This window comes from Teredinibacter haidensis (assembly GCF_014211975.1).
Classification (GTDB): Bacteria; Pseudomonadota; Gammaproteobacteria; order Pseudomonadales; family Cellvibrionaceae; genus Teredinibacter; species Teredinibacter haidensis.
The window spans coordinates 3,735,861-3,757,336 of sequence record NZ_CP060084.1 but is presented as its reverse complement, the minus strand read 5'-3'; the positions used below and the strand labels follow the sequence as shown (position 1 = coordinate 3,757,336).

Below are 21,476 nucleotides of genomic sequence, written 5' to 3'. Positions count from 1 at the left end.
TAGAGCATTATAATACCTTTCAACTTGTTCAGTGGTCTCCCTCTCGCGGGATAGAAGTGAAATTTTTATGAAAGAGTACCCTTTAAAAGAAATCAGTTTATTTGCCGGTGCACAAGCAGACGGCAAACCTGTCTATGAAACAATAACGGCCGCCGAGCGCGAGTCGAACGTTTTTCAGTTGCTCAAATCCCCGGCATTTATGCGCGGGATTGCCAGTGGCGACGTGATAAAGGTGGATGCAGAGAATAAGGCTTTCACCCTGGTTAAGCGTTCGGGCAACCTGTGTCTTAGGGTTATCGCCAAAAACAATATCAGTGCTATCGCCGGAGATCTGATCGCCGCGCTGGAAAAGCTCGGTGGCACGCTGGATTTCCAAAACGAACGCATGCTTATTTTCAGCATTCATGTCAGCTGTGGCTTTACGGCGATTGAGGAACTGCTCAATCGGCATGTAGGTGCTAACACAGAAAGTGCGTGGCTTTACGGCAATGTTTACGAGCACAAAGACGGTGAACTGGTGCCTATCAATTGGTGGCAGGAATTCCTCAAACCGGAATAAGTGCGAGCTGGCGTTTATCGCGCCCATAGTTTTTCAAGGCTTCATTTCATGCCACGACAACTGGATAATGAACCATTCGCCCACCTGTAGAAAGTAAACCCCATGCTAATTGTTATATCGCCTGCAAAAAATCTCGATTACGAAAGTCCCCTTGCTACTCGTAAGCATACTAAAGCGGCGTTGCTGGATGACGCCAGTGAGCTGATGGGAGGCCTGAAAGAATTATCGCCTCAAGATGTGTCAGCTCTTATGGGCATCAGCGACAAGTTAGGGCTACTGAACTACGATCGCTTTCAACAGTGGAACGAGCCGTTTACGACCAGTAATGCCCGCCAGGCGCTCCTGGCCTTTAAGGGCGACGTCTACGTAGGTTTGGATGCCTATGGCTTTAACGACGATGAGTTTGCGTTTGCCCAGCAGCATTTACGTATTCTGTCGGGCCTTTACGGCGTGCTTAGGCCGCTGGATTTAATGCAGGCCTATCGACTGGAAATGGGTACCGGCTTTGTCAATGCGCGTGGCAAGGATTTGTACCAATTCTGGGGCACTAAAATTACCCGGGAGCTGAACAAGCAGCTGAAGAAGATCGGCAGCCAAACTCTGATCAATCTGGCGTCTAACGAGTACTTCAAGTCGGTTAACAAGGTAGAGCTGAACGCCGATATTGTGACGCCGGTGTTTAAGGACTGGAAAAACGGTAAGTACAAAATCATCAGCTTCTATGCGAAGAAGGCAAGAGGTCGTATGAGCGCCTATATTATAAAGCATGGTATTGCCGACCCAGAGCAGCTGAAGCGCTTTGATTGGGACGGTTACAGCTTTAATAGCGCGATGTCCGATGGTAGTGAGTTAGTGTTTACTCGCCACGAACCCTAAGGCTTTAGCGCCTTTTGGGGCATGATAAATGTGTTGATGTGCCGTTAGGGGCGCGCTTTCGCTGTTCGTCGCGCAGCACATGCCGGGGGCATACCCGGCTGGGGAAGGCAATGGTACTCAAGGTTCTGGTTGTGGATGACGCGAGTTTTGTCCGCGACACTATCAAACGCACTCTGCGGCAATTTCTGCCCAATTTGGAGATTCACGACGCCGTTGATGGCCGTCGTGCGGTCTCTGTAATGAAGATCAACAAGATCGATATTGTGCTTTCCGACTGGGAGATGCCAGAAATGTCCGGTGCGGAGTTTCTGCACTGGGTTCGCACGGAATCCAATACCCCCAAAGTCCCCTTTATTATGATCAGCAGTCGGGGCGATCGTAATCACATTGTGAAAGCGATCGAAACGGGGGTCAGTGATTATCTGAGCAAGCCCTTCACGGCAGATGAGCTGCGCCGCAAAGTTTCTAAGCAGCTGAAAAAAATAGGCTACAAAGACACGGGTCGAGCAGCTCAGCAGGATACGGGCTTAGGCTCCCTCGACGTATTGACCGGGGGTAACAGAAACGCGCGCACAGTAAAGGCTGGTGCTGCTACTCCGGGTGCGTCCCTGTTCGCAAAACCGGCTAAAGTGGTCGAGGCCAAAAGCGGCGGTAAGTTTGATGGTCGTGCGCAGTTGCGATTTCCGAACGCCAGTGGCCAGTGCATTATCCGCGAACTGTCGTTACAGGCTATGAGTGGTTTTATGGTGCGTCCGGACGAGGTGCCAACGGTGTTCGACCAAGCTGTTGTGGATCTGGAAAACAAAAAGGGCGAAGCTCTGGCGCGACTCAATGGCTATGTTCACAGCATCCAGGCGATGGAAAACAACCCAAATACGAATAAGCTAAAAATAGTTGTTCGTTTTGTGGACAATGATCCGGAAAAGTTCGAAATTCTTTCTAAAGTCATTACTTAGGAAAACTTAGACCAAATCCAAATATGAGGGCGTGACTAAGACGTGCACTTTCAGCGTTGCACGTCTTAGTGGCCGCGGCCACTAGTAAAATGTGCGCCTTGCAAATGAATGTTTTGGGGTCGCGTAGAGCTAGCTTGGACTTGATTTGAAGTTCTCTAAATTTTTTGCAATCCTAACTACGGCGAGCTTTATGGCGATAACGAAAAGCAGGGTGTTCAAAAACCTGGTTGTTGCCTCGGTGCTGTTTTTGTTGCTGGTCGTGGGTGTTTACACCGTTGTCAGTCGAGAAATTGTGCATCAGCAAGATATGATTTCGCAGGAAGTGGAGTTTCGTACGAATGAGTTGCGTAAATATTTTTTAATTGCAAAACATTTACTGTTCAGTTTGCGTAACAGTATGCAAGAAAACCTGGAACTGGCGGAAACGGGTAACCTGCAATTCCCGGCAGTTGATTCCCTGCAGGAATATCCTGAGCTAGGGGCCTACGGTATAGAATCACGTTTGATTTCAAAGTCTTCTTACGATAATACATACGCTTGGCCAACCATGGTGGGATCCTTAACCGGAGGTGGTTTGCTGGAGGATATCGACAGTGAGCATAAATCGGAACTGCATGCAGCCCTGTCGTTAAATGCCATGCTCGGCAGTGTGATTGATGCAATGCCGGATGTGAAATGGGTGTACTACAGTTCGGCAAAAAGATTTTTTTATTTGGCTCCTGCCTACAGTTTCGAAGATTTTTATTTTAAAGACGAACATCTACTCAAGGCATTTTGGGTGGAGGCGATTCCTAAGAATAATCCCAAGCACGAATTGATCGCAACGGAAGTCTATGAAGATCCTGCCGGTATGGGTTTGGTGATTAGTGCATCCCTACCGGTCTTATATAACAATAAATTTAGGGGGTTGGTATCGTTGGATATTGGTATGGACTCCTTGGTCCACGTGCTTAATCGCAAAGATGTTCGAGGTTATTCGGCGCTTATAGACGAAAACCAAACGGTCATTATTAAAGATACCAATATGCGTTCATCCAAAATGGCGCTGTCGCCGGGAGAGTTGTTGTTTCTTAAGCCGGTATTGGATCGACAGATTATGCTGCTGCATAAAGTTCCTCGCCGTCAAATTGTGATCAGCGCGATTACAGACTCAATGACACGACTGGTGGTGATTTTTTTTGCGATAGTGCTTATCTATATGATCTATCACCAGAGTCAGCTGATGCGGCGTATTGAACGTTTAGCGGATACCGACCCCTTAACCAAACTTATGAACCGTCGCGCAATGACGCGAATTGTGCAAAGTATGATTGAATTCAGTCGGCGTTATCGGCAGCCTATTGGTTTTTTATTAATGGATATCGATCATTTTAAGCGGGTGAACGATACCTATGGCCATGCGGTTGGCGACAAAGTGCTGACTGAAATCGCTGGTGTTGTCAGTAAAACTGTACGCGTCAGTGATCAAACAAGTCGGCATGGAGGTGAGGAATTTTTAATTGCGCTACCTAATGCCGATATCAATGAGAGTGAGCAATTGGCAGAGCGCGTACGTATGGCTGTACAAAAACACAAACTAACCCAAGATGATTTGCACTTAACAATTAGTATCGGCTGTGCGGAGTTGCACGAAAGCGAAGAGTACAGTGATGTGCTCAAACGGGCGGATGATGCACTTTACCAAGCAAAAAACTCGGGTCGCAATAGAGTTGTTGTATCAAAAAGTTAAAGGTAGGGGCTTTCGAGCGATGAATCAGTTTTACCCTGGGCTCTCCCAGGTCTACTTATACTGTCGGTAGTGTAATTTTTCTGAAAAGATGTTCTTCCTGATAATAAGCGCTACCTGTTGCTGAAAATGGTGGTACAAACAATAAAAGAGGCTATCTATGAATAGACAAAATTTTTCCCGACGAAAATTCTTGCAGACTTCAGGCAGTATTCTAGCGGCGTCTGCTACGTATGGCAGCGATGTATTTTCATTGCCGGTTAAACGAAAAATCGGCGTGGCATTGGTAGGGCTAGGCTATTACAGCCGTGACCTTTTGGCCCCGGCATTACAGTTAACAAAATACTGCGAAATAAAAGGCATTGTTACCGGTAGCCCCGAAAAAATCCCCGGTTGGCAAAAAAAATACGGTATCCCCGATGCCAATGTCTACTCCTATGAAACCATGCACGAAGTTGCCAACAACCCAGAAATTGATGTGATTTATATTGTTGTTCCAACCTCCCTGCATAAGAAGTACGCGCTTATTGCTGCGAACGCGGGGAAGCATGTGTGGTGTGAAAAACCCATGGCCATGACCGCGCAGGATTGTCAGGTGATTATCGATGCTTGCAACAAAAATAAAGTCCGGCTTGCGGTGGGCTACCGTCTGCAGCACGAGCCCAACACCCAAACCGTTGCCGAATTTGCCCGTTCCAAGCCTTTTGGGGCGATTGAATCTGTGATTGCCAAAGCGGGTTATGCTGGCGGTGCACCATCACCGGACCATTGGCGATTAAAGCGCGATATGGGCGGTGGTGCTCTCTACGATATGGGCGTGTATCCGATAAATGCAGCCCGCTATACCACGGGTGAAGAGCCAATAGCGGTTACGGCTAAGTTGGAAGTGGAGCGCAAAGCAATTTTTACCGAGGTGGATGAGTCGGCTTATCTTACCTTGGAATTTCCCAGCGGTATTGTGGCCAAATGTGCTGCCAGTGTCGGCAAAGAAATGAACGTCTTGCGCGCGACCTGCGAAAACGGCTGGTACGAGCTATCACCCATGCAGTCCTATACCGGTGTTCAAGGTAAAACTAGCGATGGGCGCTTTTTGAACAAAACGATCGTGAATCAGCAGGCAGGCCAAATGGATGACGACGCCCTGGCCATTTTCCACGAAAAACCGGTTTTGGCGCCGGGGGAAATGGGAATGGCGGACATTCGCGTAGTGGAGGCTGCATTGCGGTCAAGTGCGCAGGGTGGCAAGCGAATAGTGCTTTAGGTTGCCGCTAATTGTTATTTTGAGTGGCGTTGAATTTGTAATCCTCGGTTGAGGTTGTTTCAATAGCGTTTTTCTTATTGAGCAGATTCGCGATGCCTGAAATAGAAACAGCTAATAAGCCAGGTATTCCGCTGGAAAACCTGCCGGTATCCGTCTTGAAAGGGGTGGGCGAGCGCTTGGCCGCCACCCTTGAAAAGCTTGGTTTGAAAACCCTGCAAGATCTTTTGTTTCACCTGCCTATTCGTTATCTGGATCGCACCCGCGTTACCCCCCTTGCACAGTTGCAGTTAAACACTAGCGTTATGATTCAGGGGCGCATTTTACGCGTGCAGGTGGTGTTTGGCCGAAAGCGTAGTATGGTCGTGCAGCTGGAAGATGATACGGGTGCTGTGTGCCTGCGTTTCTATCACTTTAGCGGCTACCAGAAAGACAAATTTCAAGAGGGGGCACTGGTTCGCTGTTATGGCGAGCCGAGGTTGGGTATTTCGGGTATGGAGTTTTACCACCCGGAATACGACTTTATCGATGAACGCCAGCCCGAGCCTGTTGAGGAAACTCTAACGCCCATCTACGGCCTGACCGAAGGTGTATCCCAGCAACGTATGCGCGCGATAGTGGAGCAGGCGGTGGGAATGATCCACAAGTATCCTCCCGATGAATTCCTTCCCGCAGAGATCAACCGGGAGTTTCAGTGCGAGAGTCTAAGTGAGGCGCTCGTCTATATGCATCAGCCCCCGTGCAATGCACCGGTTGCAAGTCTGATGGAAGGCTTGCACCCCAGCCAACAGCGCCTAGCGTTTGAAGAGCTGCTGGCGCACTTTCTGGCGCGACGTAAACTTCGCGAACTTGTTGCTGGGGAGCAGGCGCCGGTATTGCGTATAGATCCTGCGTTGCGTGAAACCTTCTTGGCACAGCTGCCCTTCTCACTTACCGGCGCACAGCAGCGGGTAAGCGTAGATATTGAGCAGGATCTGTGCTCAGGCCAGCCGATGCTGCGCATGGTTCAGGGCGATGTTGGCTCGGGGAAAACACTGGTGGCGGCGTTGGCTGCCTTGGGTGGCGCATGCAGCGGCTGTCAGGTTGCGGTAGTGGCTCCTACTGAAATTTTGGCGGAACAGCATTTCCACAATTTCTCTGGCTGGATGCAAAAGCTGGGTTTTGAAGTGGTGTGGTTGGTGGGCAAGCTCAGCGCAGCTAAACGGCGGGAGGCGCTGGTGAGAATAGCCAGTGGCGACGCGCAGATTGTTGTCGGCACCCACGCCCTGTTTCAGGACGATGTGATTTTCCATCGTTTGGGGCTGGCCGTTATTGACGAGCAGCATCGTTTTGGCGTTCATCAGCGCCTTAGCTTGCGGCAGAAATCCCGCGAGGGCGAGATGCCCCATCAGTTGGTGATGACGGCAACACCCATTCCGCGCACGCTGGCTATGACGGCCTACGCCGAGTTGGATTACAGTATTATCGATGAGTTGCCGCCGGGGCGCCTGCCGGTCAATACAGTATTGGTTAGCCAGTCGCGACGTGATCAGGTGATCGAGCGCATTCGTTTAGCCTGCGCAGAAGGCCGTCAGGCCTACTGGGTGTGCACGTTGGTAGAGGATTCAGAAAGTCTGGCAGCGGCCAATGCCGAAGAAACGGCAACGCTGTTGCGCGAGAGCCTGCCGGATATTGCCATTGGCCTGATTCACGGGCGCCTTAAATCCAGTGAGAAAGAAGCGGTGATGGCAGCATTTAAACAGGCTGAACTGCAATTATTGGTGGCAACCACCGTGATTGAGGTCGGTGTGGACGTGCCCAACGCCAGCCTGATGATTATTGAAAACCCCGAACGCCTCGGGTTGGCCCAGTTGCACCAGCTGCGCGGCCGTGTGGGGCGCGGTGAGGTGGCCAGTCACTGTGTGCTGCTCTACGGCGCTAAACTGTCTGAGCAGGCCCGCTCGCGGCTACAGGTGTTGCGTGAAACCAATGATGGCTTTGTTGTGGCAGAGCGCGATCTGCAGCTGCGCGGGCCTGGAGAGCTGCTGGGTACGCGTCAGACCGGGGACGCACAGTATCGGGTTGCGGATATGCTGCGTGACGAGCACCTGCTGGAATCAGTTAATAGGCTCGGCGAGCAATTGTTGGAGCATCAGCCGGGCATTGCCGACAAACTCATTCAGCGCTGGATCGGTGACAGGCAGATTTATGCACAGGTGTAAGCGGTGATATGGCGCTTGTTTTCCTCTTCTAGAGGTTCCGTATCAAAACACCCCTTCTAAGACTAGAAAAAGGGTGTTGGCAGGCTATATTGAAAGAATACAAATGATTGTAGTGGGCTAACCAACATGGACCCCGCTGCGCTGGAAATCGACTTTTCCAGATAATAAATGCCGACAGGAGATTGTACGTGCCCGTACCCGTAAGTATTCAAGAATTGCTCGATACGCAGAAAGTGAGCTACAGCATTGCGCATCTGGATGATCGCGTGTCAGGACTCTCCCCGCTTCAGTCTCAACAACGCGCCTGCATTGTCCAGTCGATGTTATTGCAGGATGCTCAGGGGCGAGTACAGGTTCTGCTGCCGATGGGGACCATGATCGATCTGGATGCCCTGGAGCAACAGACCGGGCGGCATTTCGAAGGCGTTAATGTCGATGACTTGAAACCCCTTATGATCCAGCACGAAATTACCTCAATACCCGCAGTTCCACGCTGGCAGAATATGCCGACGCTGGTGGATGAGTCGCTGCTGAGTAATAAATACCTGTGGCTGAACGCTGGAGGTAACCGCGATATGCTGGAAATATCCCAGGAGGATTTTCGCAGTATTGTGCATTCAACGGAGATGGCCAAGCTGGCGATCCCCGTACCCAGCTTTTCCATGGATACAGAAAACGATGAGATCCAGATTTTCGATTCTGTAAAACGTTTTACTCAGAAGCGTATACGTCAGCGCTTGGACGAAACCCTGGAATTGCCACCACTGCCAGAAACGGCCCAGCGTATTATTAAACTGCGCGCCGACCCTAATGCCGATATCAGTGACTTGGCCAATATTGTCGAAATAGACCCGAGTTTGGCGGCCCAGGTGGTGAGTTGGGCTGCATCACCCTATTATTCTGCGCCGGGAAAAATTAAGTCGGTACACGATGCTATTGTGCGGGTGCTGGGTTTTGATATGGTGCTTAATCTCGCGCTGGGTCTGGCGCTGGGCAAAACGCTATCTATGCGCACCCTGTCCCCGGCTCATATTACCCGCTACTGGCGCAGTGCGGTCTATACCGCAGCCGCAGTTGAAGGTTTGGTAACCAGCATCGATCGTGTACACAGGCCGGGTTTCGGCATGGCCTATTTGTCGGGCCTGCTCAATAACTTTGGCTATCTGCTACTGGCAGAAATTTTCCCTCCCTACTGGACAAATATCGAGCGCTTGAGCAAAGCGAACCCCCATGTACCCATGGCCGCCATAGAACAGCATCTGCTTGGCGTAACAGGAAACCAGGCCTCCTCATGGTTAATGGATAACTGGAATATGCCTGATGAAGTGGTCGTTGCCCTGCGCCAGCAGCATAACCCCCAATATGCCGGTGAAAATGCTGTCTATGCCAAGCTTGTTCACGTCGCACATAATATGCTTTGCAATGCGGGTTTTGGCGCTTGCATATCACGACCTATCGCCCCGCAGATATTCGAAGAGCTGCATTTGGATGCAGAGACGGCTCGTATCACGATTGAAAATATTCTTGAATCCGGCATAGAGCTGGATGCAATTGCCGACAAAATGCATGGCTAGCTGATCCTTTTGCTCGCGTGTCCACTCCGTTTTATTTTTTGGTGGGCACTAACCTCCCCCTCTTGAGTTTGTGTTCACAAGTAACTGCGTAGAATTCGCAGATATTATTAGCGCGCGGGTTAGTGGCATTGCAAAAATTTTCATTATTATCGGCACCTTCCGTGCTCACCTATCTGGTGTCTCTTCTGGTGGGTTGTCTTTACGCGCTGATTGTTCCAACGCTGAGTGTTTTTCTTGCCAATGAGCTGCAAGTCAGGCCTGTGCTCATTGGTCTGTTTTTTGTCTCCATGGCGCTCACCGCCATTGTTTATGGCCAATCCATTGCGCTTTGGTCCGATAAATTTGCTGACCGTCGTTTACTGATCGCGCTGGGAATGGTTGCCGGTGGTTTTGCCTGCTTCGGTTTTGCTTATTCGCGTTCATTTGCCACGGTGTTGCTAACAGCGGTAACCCTGTTTAGTTTGTCGTTTATTGCCGCCGCGCAAATGGTGGCCCTGTCTCGTGAATATGCAGATCAATATCTGCCAGCGAATCAGAACCGAATTTTTAACTCCGCTGTTCGCGCCTGCATTGCGTTTGCGTGGATGCTCGGGCCGCCACTAGGCTTTGGTTTAATGAGCTGGGTGGGTTTTAGTCTGCACTATACCGCAATAGGAATCGGCTATTTTATTGTGGCCATTGTTGCATTTTTTTTATTGCCGAAGGTTAAAAAAGTCGAGCTTCAGGACAACGATGAGGTACCCAATAACCGTCGTTGGATTATTTTTGTTGCAGCGATGGGCTTTTCGTTTTTGTACGCGGCTAATCAATGCTATCTGGTAACGCTGCCTCTTTTTTTAGAGGAAGGTTTAGCCGTAAGCAGCAGCAAAGCGGGATGGATTTTTGGAACCGCTGCGGGGCTGGAAATCCCTTTTATGATTTTTGCCGGTTGGTTAGGTGGGCGCTATCCGTTAATGCCATTAATTCGTGTTGGCGCGGTTTCCGCCATCGTGTTGAATTTGGGTGTGTGGCACGCAACGGATTTGTGGCAACTGTTTTCTCTGCAAATATTTAATGCAGTTTTTATAGGATTTGTCGCCGGTTTGGGTATGAGCTGGTTTCAGGATGAACTGCCAGGGCGAACGGGGACGGCATCTACACTGTATTTAAATTGCATGAACTTGGGCAATGTTATTGGCAGTATCTTCTTCGCGTTGTTTGCCGAGTTATACGGGTATCGCGAAATATTTGCCGTTAATGTTTCTATTTGTGCGCTTGCTTTAATCCTGTTTATTTTTGTTAATCACCGAAAATAAAAATGCGACTATTTAAAATAGTCCGGCGAAGTAACACCCATCGACATATAAATATTGACTAGCCCGTCAAAACCAAAACCGACTTTTTCGACCCAGTCTACTGGCACATACAATATTGCCCCGCCAAAAGGTACCGGAGCCGTGGGGATAATAATAGAATAGTAAAATTGGTTTTGAAAACATATTGGATGAGGGTTGGTTAACAGAGCGAGTACAGCCGTACCCTTACGGTCGCCACCAAAAAAACACATTACGGCAGACATACTTTTAAATTCGGCGTTGTCTTGCTTGTCGAAAATGGCCATTAATTTGGATAGTGTTTGGTAAATAGAGCGCACAAGTGGAACGCGGTTGATCAGTCCTGAGGTAAGCGCGCGAAAATGATTTTTTAAGCCAGCTTCGACGGCCACGCCCAATAGGTATACAACTAGAACCACGCTGCCCAAACCAATGGCGTAGGCGGTTATTTCCGTGGTAACGAAGTTAAGCCCAATGGATCCGAGTACTCCGCCGACAAAACTGTCGGGGCCAAGATAACGGTGTACCATTTCGCCAAACCATACAATCACGACAAGAGTAAGGGCCAGCGGCAGGGCCGCGAGAAGCCCTGCAAAAAATGTTTTTCCTAAATTGCTTAATAGGCCGGGTCTGACATCTGTTGGGGGCTGCTCCATCGTGTCCTTCTATTATCGCGTTGGGGTGTTGAAAGCATACAGGGAAAGAAGATAGAAATGCTACGCTCTCGGCTATTACCTGAATCTATACAAGGTAGAGCTGTGCGTTCGGTTATCAACCCAAACGCACGCTACTCAACCGTTGTTTTTCGCAGCAAGCGATAAATAAGCTAGCGGGCTATATGAGTCTCCTCTCCCTCTGTTCGTGCCACAAAGGTGGCGCAGCAGCTATCGCTAAAAATATTAACCGCTGTACGCAACATATCGAGTATCCGGTCTGTTACCAGCAGTAGGCCAATACCTTCTGCGGGGAGACCGACTGCGGCCAGAATAACGGCGATTGCCACGAGGCTGGCTGCGGGGATGCCGGCGACTCCAATGGAGGTGAGCAGAGCAATGATCACAATGGTGAATTGCGTGGCGAAGGTGAGATCCAGCCCGTAAGCTTGTGCAATAAACATGGCCGCGACGCACTCATAGAGGGCGGTGCCATCCATATTAATAGTGGCGCCCAGCGGCAGCACAAATGAGGTTGTGCGATTTGAAGCTCCTATATTTTTTTCCATACATTCCATACTGACGGGCAGGGTGCCGGACGAGGAAGCCGTTGAAAAAGCGGTTAGCAGTGCTGGAGCCATACCGCGGAGTTGCCCCCAAGGGTTCACCCGGGCAATGTACTTCAGCATAAGCGGCATGGTAATGAATGTGTGAGCCGCCAGGGCCAGAAGGACGGTAATAAAAAATATCATCAGCGGTTTAAATGAGGCGAGCCCGGTAGAGGCAACGGTATTGCCCACCAGGCCAAAAACGCCAATGGGGGTGAACTTCATAATAAACAGGGTGATCCCCATCATGGTATCGAATATCCCCTGCCATACGTTCAGCAGGGTTTCCTTGTACTGGCTTTCGATACGGGTCATAAAAAAGCCGAACAGGAGGCCGAAACAAATTAAGCCCAGCATTTGGCCTTCGGCGGCGGCCTTCACGATATTGGCTGGCAGCATACGGTGAAATACCGCAGCAATATCACCGGTGCCACGACCTTCAATTTTTTCCAGCGTGGAACTAAGTTCTTCGCTATTGCCTAAATTCAAAAGATCTTTGGCGGGCTCACCGTTGATAATTCCCGGCGTTAGCAGGTTGACAACTAGTAAGCCGGTCAGGATGGCCATCAGGCTGGAGGCCATATAAAAACCCAGTGTTTTGCCCCCCAGGCGACCTAAATCACTCCCTTGCCCCAGCGTTGCGACGCCGCTGATAATGGATGACAGAATCAGTGGAACAATAATCATCTTTAAGCCGTTTAAAAACAGTTTGCCCACAAACTGCATGCCGTTCTGGACATGGGCGCCTGCGGCAATCTCATTTTGGTTTAAAGAATTAACAATCAAGCCGCATATTATCGCGGCGACAATAGCGATTAGAATTTGCCAGTGCAGGGGTAGTTTAAGCATGGTGTCTCCGCGTGTTGTTTTAGTTATTCGCCAGTGAAAAGCTGCGAACGCAGTTTGCTGCCCGCTTTAAACTGTACCTGTTTTTTTGCCGGGATGTGTATGGGTTGGCCTGTTTTTGGATTTTTCCCGTTGCGCGCCGCACGTTCTTTTACCAGGAAGGAGCCAAACCCTATTAGCTGAATACCCTCCCCTCGCGCTAAAGTATTGGTGATCTGCTCGAGCATCGAAGCGACGACATCGTCTGCCTGAAGCGGGCTAAGTCCGGTAGATTCGACTACCGCCGCAACCAGTTCGGATTTGCGCATGGTGGTTTCTCCTGTAAACACGGGTAGAATATCGGCTTTCTGAAAAACACTCTGGAGCCTGGGGACGGGATTCCCTTGTAATGATGACCGACACTGTGCCGCAAGCTGTTAATAAATTCAAAAGTTATACGCGTCTGATGCGCCTCAACCGGCCCATTGGCATTTATCTTGTGTTGTGGCCAACGCTTTGGGCGCTGTGGCTGGCGGCAGAGGGTGTTCCGCGAGTAGAGGTATTACTGATATTTATAGTGGGTGTTGTGTTGATGCGCTCGGCGGGCTGCGTCATTAACGACTATGCTGATCGCCGTGTTGACGGCCACGTGGAGCGTACTAGAAAGCGGCCGCTGGTACTCGGAGAGGTTACGCCAGCCGAGGCTGCGGGCCTCTTTGTTGGCCTAAGTTTCTGCGCTTTTGTACTGGTGTTGTTTACCAACCGGCTTACGATCTACCTTTCCTTTGCCGGGCTTATATTGGCGTTTTGCTACCCATACATGAAGCGCTACACCCACCTACCACAAGTAGTGCTGGGAGCAGCGTTTGCCTGGGCGGTGCCCATGGCCTTTGCGGCGCAGACTGGGGAGCTAAGCACTGATATTTGGGTGCTCTACACGGCGGTGGTACTTTGGACCGTGGCCTACGATACCTTTTATGCCATGGTTGATCGGGAAGATGATTTAAAAATTGGCGTAAAGTCCACGGCCATTCTCTTTGGCGATCAGGATCGTGTCATTACCGCCTGCCTACAGTTTATGGTGGTGATCTCCCTGGGGATGACCGGGCAGAAGTTCCAATTGGGCTGGATCTACGATCTTTCAGTACTGGTGGCCGGTGGTTTTATGGTGTATCAGCAGTATTTGATTCGCAAGCGCGAGCGGGAAGCCTGTTTTCAGGCCTTTCTCAACAACAATTGGGTTGGAATAGTCGTTTTTATCGGTATTGTTCTGGACTATGCGCTGCTCTAGCTCAGGCTGTTTTTGGCGTTTTTTGTCCAGTTATTCGAGATCGAGTAAATTAATCACACTCATTTGCCATGATTACAGTGGATGTCATAAAAGCGTAATAAAACCTTTATTTAATTCGCACTGGCGATTCTCCTTAGTTTCGCCACCTATCCGGGGCTAAACAGGTTATCTGCCAGGGCTCGGCAAGCTTGTATTGATTGAGATGCTTTTTAAGCAAGGTGAAACCTTCATGGTTGAGAAGAAAATACTGGTTGTTGACGACGAGCGTGCTATTCGCGATATGTTGCGTGTGGCACTGGAAATGGCCGAGTACTCGGTGCAGGAAGCTGGCGATGCCCAGGAAGCGCACCGAATCATTGTAGATACCCGCCCCGATTTGATTCTGCTGGATTGGATGATGCCCGGCATTAGTGGTATCGAGCTGGCTCGCCGTTTGAAAAGCGAAGAGACCACCCGCGAAATCCCCATCATTATGCTTACCGCCAAAGGTGAAGAGGATAATAAGATTCAAGGCCTGGAGCTTGGCGCGGATGACTACATCACCAAGCCGTTTTCTCCACGTGAACTGGTTGCGCGTTTGCGTGCGGTCATGCGCCGCAGCGATTCTCTTTCGAGTGGTGATCCTATCAGTGTCGAAGGCCTTTGCCTCGACCCCACTAGCCACCGCGTCACCATTAGCAACAGCCCCGTGCAACTGGGGCCAACCGAATATCGCCTACTGGAGTTTTTTCTTACGCACCAGGAAAGGGTATACTCGCGCAATCAATTGCTAGACTACGTATGGGGCGGCAATGTGTACGTGGAAGAACGTACCGTGGATGTCCATATCCGCCGCTTGCGGAAAGCGTTGAAGACCGAAGATCACGACCGCCTAGTACAAACTGTTCGCGGCGCAGGCTATCGTTTTTCCAACAAATTCCTGGCTACCACAGAATAACGGGAAACCTGACTTTTCATGTTTCGTAAAGGTATAGCCACCGAACTTCGGTGGCTTTTGGTGTATTTGTGCGTTGCGTTTGCCGTGGGTATCCTTATGGACGCCGTGTGGCCCTGTTTGCTGCTGGGAACGCTGTGCTATCTGGGTTGGATGATGTGCCAGATACGCCGGCTGGAAACCTGGGTAAGCGATACCCGTTTGCAAGGCCAGCGGGAGAACACCCTCCCTGGAATATGGGGCGAAGTTGCCGAAGATATCGAGCTAATTCTCAAGCGCAACGAAAAGGAAAAACAGCGCTTGAAGGAGGTTGTTTTCCGTATTCAGGAGATGACGGCAGCGCTCACCGACAGTGTGATTATTGTCGACAAACGCGACAATATTGAATGGTGGAACAAAGCGGCCGAGCGCCAGTTGGATTTCGAACCCCAGGATATTGGCCGTAAACTTACCAACTATGTGCGTCACCCCCGTTTTATAGCCTACTACGAAAGCAATGTTTATGACGAACCGCTGGAGCTGACTTCCAGCCGTCATGAAGGCCAATTTCTGCAATTTCATATTCACCGCTTTGGCGATGGCGATCGTTTGATCATTGTCCGTGATGTCACCCGTGTCACTAACTTGGAGTGCATGCGTAAAGATTTTGTCGCCAACGTATCTCACGAGTTGCGAACGCCATTAACGGTGCTCAGTGGCTATCTGGAAACGCTCTCCGATTCGCGTGAGATGCCATCCAGCTGGTTGCGTGCTTTCGACCAAATGCAGGATCAAACCAAGCGAATGACGCTCCTTATTACCGACCTCCTTATGCTTTCGCGTCTGGAAACAGATGATCGTGAGCAGGGTCAGGAACCCGTCAAGATTCTGCCGCTACTAGAACAAATTGTCGCTGATGCCAAAGTCATCAGCGGCGAGCGAGCACATATATTTCGCATCGATTGTGCTCCCAATGTTCAGTTAATGGGTATTGAAGGAGAGCTGCGCAGCGCCTTTGCCAACCTGGTATATAACGCTGTAAATTACACTCCGGGCGGACGTAAAATTTCTATACTAGTGGATCTCAATCCGCTTGAACTGGTGGTGAAAGTGAAAGACTGCGGCGATGGCATCGATGCACGGCATCTGCCGCGCTTAACCGAGCGCTTTTATCGTGTTGATAGCGGTCGCTCGCGGGAAGCGGGCGGTACTGGGCTGGGCTTGTCCATTGTTAAGCATATTCTACTGCGTCATGATGCCGATCTGCGAATTAAAAGCAAGCTGAAGAAGGGCAGTACCTTTGCCTGTCATTTCCCGTTAAAACGCTTTATCGATAGCGTTGTAGAGGCCTGATACTGGCTGCAGGAGGAAGGTTATGCAGGCCAGATTTCTAACATCTATTTCTGAATTAAGCGAAGAACAGTGGTCGGCCCTATGGTCTACCGACTACCCCTTTATTTCCCACGCCTTCCTCTCGGTATTGGAAGACTCTGGCTGCACCACGGTAAAAACCGGTTGGCTGCCTTGCCATCTTATACTGGAAGAACATAACACCCTGCTTGCAGCGATGCCTCTGTATCAAAAAGAGCATTCCTATGGCGAATATGTTTTCGATTGGGGTTGGGCCGACGCGTACCATCGAGCGGGCTTGAATTATTATCCCAAATTACTGTGTGCGATTCCGTTCACTCCGGCGACGGGGCCGCGCGTGGGTTTTTCCGCGGGCTTAACGTCACAGGACAAAAATTCCTGTATGGAAATAATGGAAGCGGCGATACAAAAACGCTTAGGTGAGATCGGTGGTTCTGGCTTTCACTGTTTGTTTCCGTCATCAGAAAACCGTGCTCTATTCGACGCAGGTAATACTGTCGAGCGACAGGGTTGTCAGTTTCACTGGTTTAATGATGGCTATAAAAATTTCGATGAGTTTCTGGCGAGCTTCAGCTCCCGTAAACGGAAAAATATCAAGCGGGAACGGCAAAAGGTCGGCGAGCAGAATATTGTTCACCAAATGCGCTTGGCGAAAATGCTCCCTGAGCAGGACTGGCAGTTATTCTACCAGCTATATCAGAATACCTATTTAAAACGCAGTGGTCACAGTGGATATTTAAGTGAACAGTTTTTTCAGGAAATGGCTGCCCAATTGCCCGATCAGGTTTTGCTATGCAGCGCCCACGAAAGTTCACTTGAAAATCCCATGGTAGCGGCGGCGTTGTATTTTAAGGACAGCACCACGCTATACGGCCGTTACTGGGGGGCAAAAACAGAAATGGATGGAGTGCATTTCGAAACCTGCTACTACCAAGGTATTGAGTATGCAATTGACCAGGGCTTAAAGAGGTTTGATCCCGGTGCTCAGGGAGAGCACAAAATCCAACGGGGTTTTACCCCCATCAAAACCTGTTCCTTTCACTTTATAAAGCACCCCCAGTTTTTCGAAGCGGTTAAAGGTTTTGTTGCCGAGGAAAAACAGCACAATCAGCAATACTGCCAAGAGGCGAGAACCCTATTGCCATTTAAAGAGGGCGAAAAGACGATAGACGACAGTGTATTACTCAACAACTAAAAGTTATTGATGATACTAAGTGTGTTGGCTATTGGTGAACAATCGTTATTGAACGCCTATTTGGTTGGTAAGCCGAGAAGACATTTAGGAGGTTAGGCCTAAGCCCTGAAGCCGATATTGATTAGTATAAAACGTCAAAAGCGCTTAACGTAGTATTTCGACAGCGGCTGTAAAAAGTCGTCCCTTCCTCCCTGCATCGCCCAGTGATACTTGTATCGATTCCAGTTGTAAACGCCGGCTTCATTTTTCAGAATCTACGCGACGAAGATGGTCGAGGACAATAATTTTAAACGAGGAGAGAGCCCGTGCCTCTTTGGATAAGTTTTACCCTGCTGGCCGCGATCATGCAGGCGGTGCGCACCGCCGGACAAAAATCCCTGTCGGGGAGTGTTAGCGCAATGGCGACTACCTTCGTTCGCTACTGGTATGGATTGCCATTTGTTTTTTGCTATTTAAGTCTTCTGCTGGTGTTGAATCCGGACTGGGCGAAACAAATTTCCATTACGACCTTTACCGGTAATGCTCGTTTTTTGTTTTTTGCCACAAGTGCCAGTGTTGCGCAGATCGCAGCGACCTACGCATTGATTAAGGTTTTTACCCAGCGTAATTTTGCGGTGGGAACCAGTTTTGCCAAAACGGAAGCGATACAGGTGGCTCTGCTTGGGTCTCTACTCTTTGCTGACTATCTGAATTGGTTGGGTTGGTTGGCTGTTATTTCGGGCGTTGTCGGTACTGTTGTTATATCGGGCAAAGATGTATTTAAGCGTGGCTCGCGTAATACCAGCCTTTACGGCCTGGCTTCCGGCGCTTTGTTTGCTGTTACCAGCTTGTTTTTACGCGAGGCTAGTCTAAGTCTCGGCCTGCCACTGGTGTTGAGTGCGGTGCTTACTCTGGCATTTATGGTGTGCTTACAGAGCGTGGTCTGCGCGCTTTATCTGAATATATGGGAGAAACCACAATGGCAGCGAATGAAAAGCGTCAAAAAAAGTTGTTGGTTTGTTGGCGCCACCAGCGCACTGGGAAGTGTGGGTTGGTTTACCGCTATGAGCTTGCAAAATGCTGCGCTGGTTAAAATACTGGGGCAGGTTGAATTTTTTATCACGCTGGCTATTACGCACTTTTACTTCCGCGAAAAAATTGCCCGTTTCGAGTGGTGGGGGATGGTGCTGATTGTTGCGAGTGTGTTGTTGGTATTGCAGTATCGGTAGTGCTTTTATTTTAGGCGCTTTCACGGGATAGGTCAGGATTTCTCATCTTTCTGGGATGCAATATTTTCGTGTTCGACAGCCGTGCTCTCGTCAACAGATTGTATGTCCGTATTTTGTTGTTTCGGCTTCGTGATGGCTTTGCTGCCTTCGGCCGGACGGGTAGGAATGATTGACTCGATGGAGGGTGTGTCACTGGCTTCAGGTTTGTCGCAAGCGTTATAAAATTTGTTATCAATAACAATATGATTGAAGACATTGTTTGCCAGCCAATAGCCCGCAAACATGGAGGTAACGCCATAAACAATATAAAACACATAGTTCAAAATACTACCCTCCGTATTGCGAGTTTTGACAACAGGTTTCCCGGTCTTATTCATCGTTAAACGTTTATCGTTATGACTATTAGCAGACAGCGTAATTTTAGTCGGCGAAGAGAAAATAGGTGAAGTTAGTTTGGCAAAACGGCCAATGAAGCAGCGGTGAGTCTAACCTAATTAATGTCCATTGAGTAGCGTTAGCCGTGACCGGTGGAGGCGTTATATCAAATTTCTATATCGGCTAAAATATACAGCTGGAATAGATCGCATCAGAACTCTCTAGGCTGAGAAGATCTTCTCTTTCGATAGTCTCAAGGCCTTCAATCTGTTCGTCCATTCGTGTTAAACAGCGGTGAATCTAACGTGCCCAGCCATAAGCCCTCAGTGATTGCCGGTCGATAGCGGAGACGATAACGACGCCAGTCTTCTATCGCACCCACTTCAACACGCATGCCTTCGAAATCTACATGCCAGCGGGGTAAACTAAAATCCAGTTCTACGCTGTACTCTTCTCCGGGTTGTAGATGGATGGCTTCAAAATTTTCAGCGTTACTACGGCTGCAGCCACTATCGACATTTTCTTCATAGTGATCGTTGTCAACCAGTATCAGGCTAAAGGCGCAGTTTTCCGCGTTGTTGGCTATGTTGAGAGGCTGGTTAGATACATTGGCAAGCGTCATGTTAATGATCGGACTGATCGGGGCTTGGCCTTCAGAGCGGCGCGGGTTGGTGCTCCGGACAAACTCCAGCTGCATACCCAGCTGGCTCCAGCGATGGCCTTTGATTACCGGCGTACCATCGGAGCCAATAGCTACTTGCATTTCAAGCGGTATTTGCAGGGTGCCGCGATTGCCCATTCGCTTTTCCATTTCGAGGCCTTTACCCTGCTGAACATAGTACTGCTCTATTCCATATTTAATATTGGTGAATTGTTTGCTAACGCTTTGAAATTGCCGTCTATTATTTAGTCTGCCTTTTATATAGATAGCGTTGTGCGGTTTGGTCTCGGTAAAGTAATTCAGCCGGTACACATTGTTCTCTTCATGTTGAAGCACAGTGTAAAGTACGGTGTCCCTGTGAAGAGATGCGAGCTCTTTTTCGCCTTGATAATATTGGTTGGGTATACGGTTTAATTCGTAGCTTAGGCGAACAAAGTCTCCGCGAAATGGGTCGCGCGGATCGATCGGAGCTGAACGTAGATAGATTTCTTCACCCGTGGCAATAATGGTTTCCCGCTTGCTCGCCATAAACAGTAGTACCGCGATTTGCGCCACTATGGCAGCCACTACCAACTTTCGAACAACAGTTTTATTCAGCATGGTGGTAACCCTCGCTGGCGACTTTTTGTTTTTGTCTGGAGTAGTAAAGTCCAACACCAAATAGCAATGTACCTATTACAATAAAGGCCATGCCGCGCATTAGCAGGCTGTCGAATAAATCCATAAATCGGGCAAAGACGAAGGCCGATAATAACAGTGTGCCCAACGCTGTGGATTGCCAGCGTAAAATGCGTATGCCTCGATAAATCAACAGCATGCTGTAGGCAAGGAAAAGCAGGTTGTAGAGCAGAATACTGACGCTGTTAAGTGCCAGTGTTTGTATGGAGGTTAACAGAGCAATAATGGTTACCAAGATGACGATCGATATTTCGATTAAATCGGTGCGATCATTTAGTGCGTGTTTAAAGCGGGTAACGAGCAGCCAGAGTGAGGCGGCCGCAAATAGTATCGGTAGTAAAAAATAGCTTAAGGTGAGCAGGGATATATTGTCTTTAAAGTACAGATCATCCACATCGGAAAAGGAACAGATATAAAGAACAACGGAAAATACGCTGACACCGACTATGCGAATGGGGTTACTGGCTTGTGGGAATTGTGACGCTAGCGCGAGTTGAGAGCAGAGGATATAGCAACAGGTAAGGGAAAATATAAGGCTGGCTATACTGGCCTCGTGATTCTCGTCCAGCTGAATATAGGATGCGCAGTAGGTAAATAGGAAGAGTACCAGTGTGAAGAACAGGGTTACTGGCGACCGCTGTCGCCAAGCTAGCGGGAATATTCCCAGTAGAATCAGCCAAACCGCAAAGTGGTTGCTAATGTCAAAATCGAATACTTCAAACCAGTGCCAGGCTGCAATTAGTACCAGTGCAAGCAGTGTATGCGCCAGCGAGGGTAGCAGCCACGCCAGCGTCAGCGCGGCTATCGCCCATACTAGGAGCGCGTTGGGGAAGTGCTCGTCGATATGATAGATTTGCGCTACCAACCAAATACCCGCCCCAAATAGCATAGTGCCCAGCAGGTGCAAGCTTTCGCCAATTTTTTTATGTGTTGAGTGTGCAGCGGTAAAGTAATAACCCAGGCTGTGTGTGATGCCGACGGATAAAAGTACAATGCTTAATTTAACAAAGCGATGCATCGCCTCCCAGTTATAGGCAAAGAGCAAAATAATACCCAGGCCGAAAATGACCGCACCAATTGCCGAAAAAATGACTTTCCCCCAAGCTGGCTCGGGTTGGTTTTGGTAGAGCGCACGAATCTGTTGTGCCTGGTTTTGATCGATAATTCCCTGGTCTCGCCAAAGTGCTATTTCGGTGAAGAGCCATTTTTCGTATTTATTCATGGGCATCTCTATC

General features: G+C 49.3%; 19 protein-coding genes. 13 read left to right on the top strand and 6 right to left on the bottom strand.

The genetic code is table 11. The features are described 5' to 3' along the window. Nucleotides 1-67 precede the first annotated feature (67 nt). The 8 genes from H5715_RS15150 to H5715_RS15115 all read left to right on the top strand — a co-directional run bounded on the left by H5715_RS15150 (nucleotide 68) and on the right by H5715_RS15115 (nucleotide 10,445). Nucleotides 68-559 carry a DUF4265 domain-containing protein gene (locus H5715_RS15150; RefSeq protein ID WP_075187138.1) on the top strand — a complete coding sequence of 164 codons (492 nt, stop codon included), beginning with the start codon at nucleotides 68-70 and terminating at the stop codon, nucleotides 557-559. 102 nt (nucleotides 560-661) lie between these two features. Beyond that, nucleotides 662-1,435 (top strand): peroxide stress protein YaaA, encoded by a 774-nt coding sequence (gene yaaA / locus H5715_RS15145; protein WP_075187139.1) that lies wholly within the window; start codon nucleotides 662-664, stop codon nucleotides 1,433-1,435. Between the two features lie 110 nt (nucleotides 1,436-1,545). After that, nucleotides 1,546-2,391, top strand: coding sequence for a response regulator (locus H5715_RS15140; RefSeq protein ID WP_075187140.1), 846 nt, complete (start codon nucleotides 1,546-1,548; stop codon nucleotides 2,389-2,391). Nucleotides 2,392-2,581: 190 nt separating this feature from the next. Next, nucleotides 2,582-4,120 (top strand): sensor domain-containing diguanylate cyclase, encoded by a 1,539-nt coding sequence (locus tag H5715_RS15135; RefSeq protein WP_075187141.1) that lies wholly within the window; start codon nucleotides 2,582-2,584, stop codon nucleotides 4,118-4,120. A 157-nt stretch (nucleotides 4,121-4,277) separates the two neighbouring features. After that, entirely contained in the window at nucleotides 4,278-5,378 is a 1,101-nt protein-coding gene (locus H5715_RS15130) for a Gfo/Idh/MocA family protein (RefSeq protein ID WP_075187142.1), read from the top strand. Nucleotides 5,379-5,470: 92 nt separating this feature from the next. Next, nucleotides 5,471-7,576 carry an ATP-dependent DNA helicase RecG gene (gene recG, locus H5715_RS15125; RefSeq protein WP_083608166.1) on the top strand — a complete coding sequence of 702 codons (2,106 nt, stop codon included), beginning with the start codon at nucleotides 5,471-5,473 and terminating at the stop codon, nucleotides 7,574-7,576. Nucleotides 7,577-7,764: 188 nt separating this feature from the next. Then, nucleotides 7,765-9,150: an aminoacyl-tRNA deacylase and HDOD domain-containing protein gene (locus H5715_RS15120; RefSeq protein ID WP_075187143.1), complete on the top strand. Its 1,386-nt coding sequence runs from the start codon at nucleotides 7,765-7,767 to the stop codon at nucleotides 9,148-9,150. A gap of 122 nt (nucleotides 9,151-9,272) precedes the next feature. Next, on the top strand, nucleotides 9,273-10,445 hold the full coding sequence (locus H5715_RS15115) for a sugar efflux transporter (RefSeq protein ID WP_083608167.1): 1,173 nt from the start codon (nucleotides 9,273-9,275) through the stop codon (nucleotides 10,443-10,445). Nucleotides 10,446-10,453: 8 nt separating this feature from the next. On the opposite strand, the gene H5715_RS15110 is transcribed toward H5715_RS15115, so the two are convergent. The 3 genes from H5715_RS15110 to H5715_RS15100 all read right to left on the bottom strand — a co-directional run bounded on the left by H5715_RS15110 (nucleotide 10,454) and on the right by H5715_RS15100 (nucleotide 12,899). Beyond that, complete coding sequence (locus H5715_RS15110) at nucleotides 10,454-11,119, bottom strand: DUF502 domain-containing protein (protein WP_075187144.1); 666 nt, start codon at nucleotides 11,117-11,119, stop codon at nucleotides 10,454-10,456. A gap of 170 nt (nucleotides 11,120-11,289) precedes the next feature. Further along, nucleotides 11,290-12,573 carry a dicarboxylate/amino acid:cation symporter gene (locus tag H5715_RS15105; RefSeq protein WP_075187145.1) on the bottom strand — a complete coding sequence of 428 codons (1,284 nt, stop codon included), beginning with the start codon at nucleotides 12,571-12,573 and terminating at the stop codon, nucleotides 11,290-11,292. Nucleotides 12,574-12,596: 23 nt separating this feature from the next. Continuing rightward, a complete protein-coding gene (locus tag H5715_RS15100) occupies nucleotides 12,597-12,899 on the bottom strand; it encodes an HU family DNA-binding protein (RefSeq protein ID WP_281388163.1) in 303 nt (100 codons plus the stop codon). Between the two features lie 62 nt (nucleotides 12,900-12,961). Between H5715_RS15100 and ubiA the strand changes: the two genes are divergently transcribed. The 5 genes from ubiA to H5715_RS15075 all read left to right on the top strand — a co-directional run bounded on the left by ubiA (nucleotide 12,962) and on the right by H5715_RS15075 (nucleotide 18,527). Continuing rightward, nucleotides 12,962-13,840 (top strand): 4-hydroxybenzoate octaprenyltransferase, encoded by an 879-nt coding sequence (ubiA, locus tag H5715_RS15095; RefSeq protein WP_221892400.1) that lies wholly within the window; start codon nucleotides 12,962-12,964, stop codon nucleotides 13,838-13,840. Between the two features lie 229 nt (nucleotides 13,841-14,069). After that, nucleotides 14,070-14,777 carry a phosphate regulon transcriptional regulator PhoB gene (phoB, locus tag H5715_RS15090; RefSeq protein ID WP_075187198.1) on the top strand — a complete coding sequence of 236 codons (708 nt, stop codon included), beginning with the start codon at nucleotides 14,070-14,072 and terminating at the stop codon, nucleotides 14,775-14,777. A gap of 18 nt (nucleotides 14,778-14,795) precedes the next feature. Further along, nucleotides 14,796-16,106, top strand: a complete 1,311-nt coding sequence (phoR, locus tag H5715_RS15085) for a phosphate regulon sensor histidine kinase PhoR (protein WP_075187148.1) — start codon at nucleotides 14,796-14,798, stop codon at nucleotides 16,104-16,106. Nucleotides 16,107-16,128: 22 nt separating this feature from the next. Continuing rightward, nucleotides 16,129-17,319: a GNAT family N-acetyltransferase gene (locus H5715_RS15080; RefSeq protein WP_075187149.1), complete on the top strand. Its 1,191-nt coding sequence runs from the start codon at nucleotides 16,129-16,131 to the stop codon at nucleotides 17,317-17,319. A gap of 305 nt (nucleotides 17,320-17,624) precedes the next feature. Continuing rightward, nucleotides 17,625-18,527, top strand: coding sequence for a DMT family transporter (locus H5715_RS15075; protein ID WP_083608168.1), 903 nt, complete (start codon nucleotides 17,625-17,627; stop codon nucleotides 18,525-18,527). 32 nt (nucleotides 18,528-18,559) lie between these two features. Here the strand turns inward: H5715_RS15075 and H5715_RS15070 are convergent, their stop codons facing one another. The 3 genes from H5715_RS15070 to H5715_RS15060 form a co-directional block, all read right to left on the bottom strand. After that, complete coding sequence (locus H5715_RS15070; protein ID WP_139309873.1) at nucleotides 18,560-18,850, bottom strand: hypothetical protein; 291 nt, start codon at nucleotides 18,848-18,850, stop codon at nucleotides 18,560-18,562. A 314-nt stretch (nucleotides 18,851-19,164) separates the two neighbouring features. After that, on the bottom strand, nucleotides 19,165-20,163 hold the full coding sequence (locus H5715_RS15065) for a GDYXXLXY domain-containing protein (RefSeq protein WP_075187151.1): 999 nt from the start codon (nucleotides 20,161-20,163) through the stop codon (nucleotides 19,165-19,167). Further along, nucleotides 20,153-21,463: a DUF2157 domain-containing protein gene (locus tag H5715_RS15060; RefSeq protein WP_075187152.1), complete on the bottom strand. Its 1,311-nt coding sequence runs from the start codon at nucleotides 21,461-21,463 to the stop codon at nucleotides 20,153-20,155. Before H5715_RS15060 ends, H5715_RS15065 begins: the two co-directional genes overlap by 11 nt. Nucleotides 21,464-21,476: the final 13 nt, after the last annotated feature.

Bases quoted from the DNA above. Each gene is read 5' to 3' on its own strand.
- ubiA (WP_221892400.1), top strand. From the start codon at position 12,962: ATGACCGACACTGTGCCGCAAGCTGTTAATAAATTCAAAAGTTATACG.
- H5715_RS15060 (WP_075187152.1), bottom strand. From the start codon at position 21,463: ATGAATAAATACGAAAAATGGCTCTTCACCGAAATAGCACTTTGGCGA.
- H5715_RS15150 (WP_075187138.1), top strand. From the start codon at position 68: ATGAAAGAGTACCCTTTAAAAGAAATCAGTTTATTTGCCGGTGCACAA.
- recG (WP_083608166.1), top strand. From the start codon at position 5,471: ATGCCTGAAATAGAAACAGCTAATAAGCCAGGTATTCCGCTGGAAAAC.
- H5715_RS15080 (WP_075187149.1), top strand. From the start codon at position 16,129: ATGCAGGCCAGATTTCTAACATCTATTTCTGAATTAAGCGAAGAACAG.
- yaaA (WP_075187139.1), top strand. From the start codon at position 662: ATGCTAATTGTTATATCGCCTGCAAAAAATCTCGATTACGAAAGTCCC.
- H5715_RS15105 (WP_075187145.1), bottom strand. From the start codon at position 12,573: ATGCTTAAACTACCCCTGCACTGGCAAATTCTAATCGCTATTGTCGCC.
- H5715_RS15065 (WP_075187151.1), bottom strand. From the start codon at position 20,163: ATGCTGAATAAAACTGTTGTTCGAAAGTTGGTAGTGGCTGCCATAGTG.
- phoB (WP_075187198.1), top strand. From the start codon at position 14,070: ATGGTTGAGAAGAAAATACTGGTTGTTGACGACGAGCGTGCTATTCGC.
- H5715_RS15130 (WP_075187142.1), top strand. From the start codon at position 4,278: ATGAATAGACAAAATTTTTCCCGACGAAAATTCTTGCAGACTTCAGGC.
- H5715_RS15110 (WP_075187144.1), bottom strand. From the start codon at position 11,119: ATGGAGCAGCCCCCAACAGATGTCAGACCCGGCCTATTAAGCAATTTA.
- H5715_RS15135 (WP_075187141.1), top strand. From the start codon at position 2,582: ATGGCGATAACGAAAAGCAGGGTGTTCAAAAACCTGGTTGTTGCCTCG.
- H5715_RS15140 (WP_075187140.1), top strand. From the start codon at position 1,546: ATGGTACTCAAGGTTCTGGTTGTGGATGACGCGAGTTTTGTCCGCGAC.
- phoR (WP_075187148.1), top strand. From the start codon at position 14,796: ATGTTTCGTAAAGGTATAGCCACCGAACTTCGGTGGCTTTTGGTGTAT.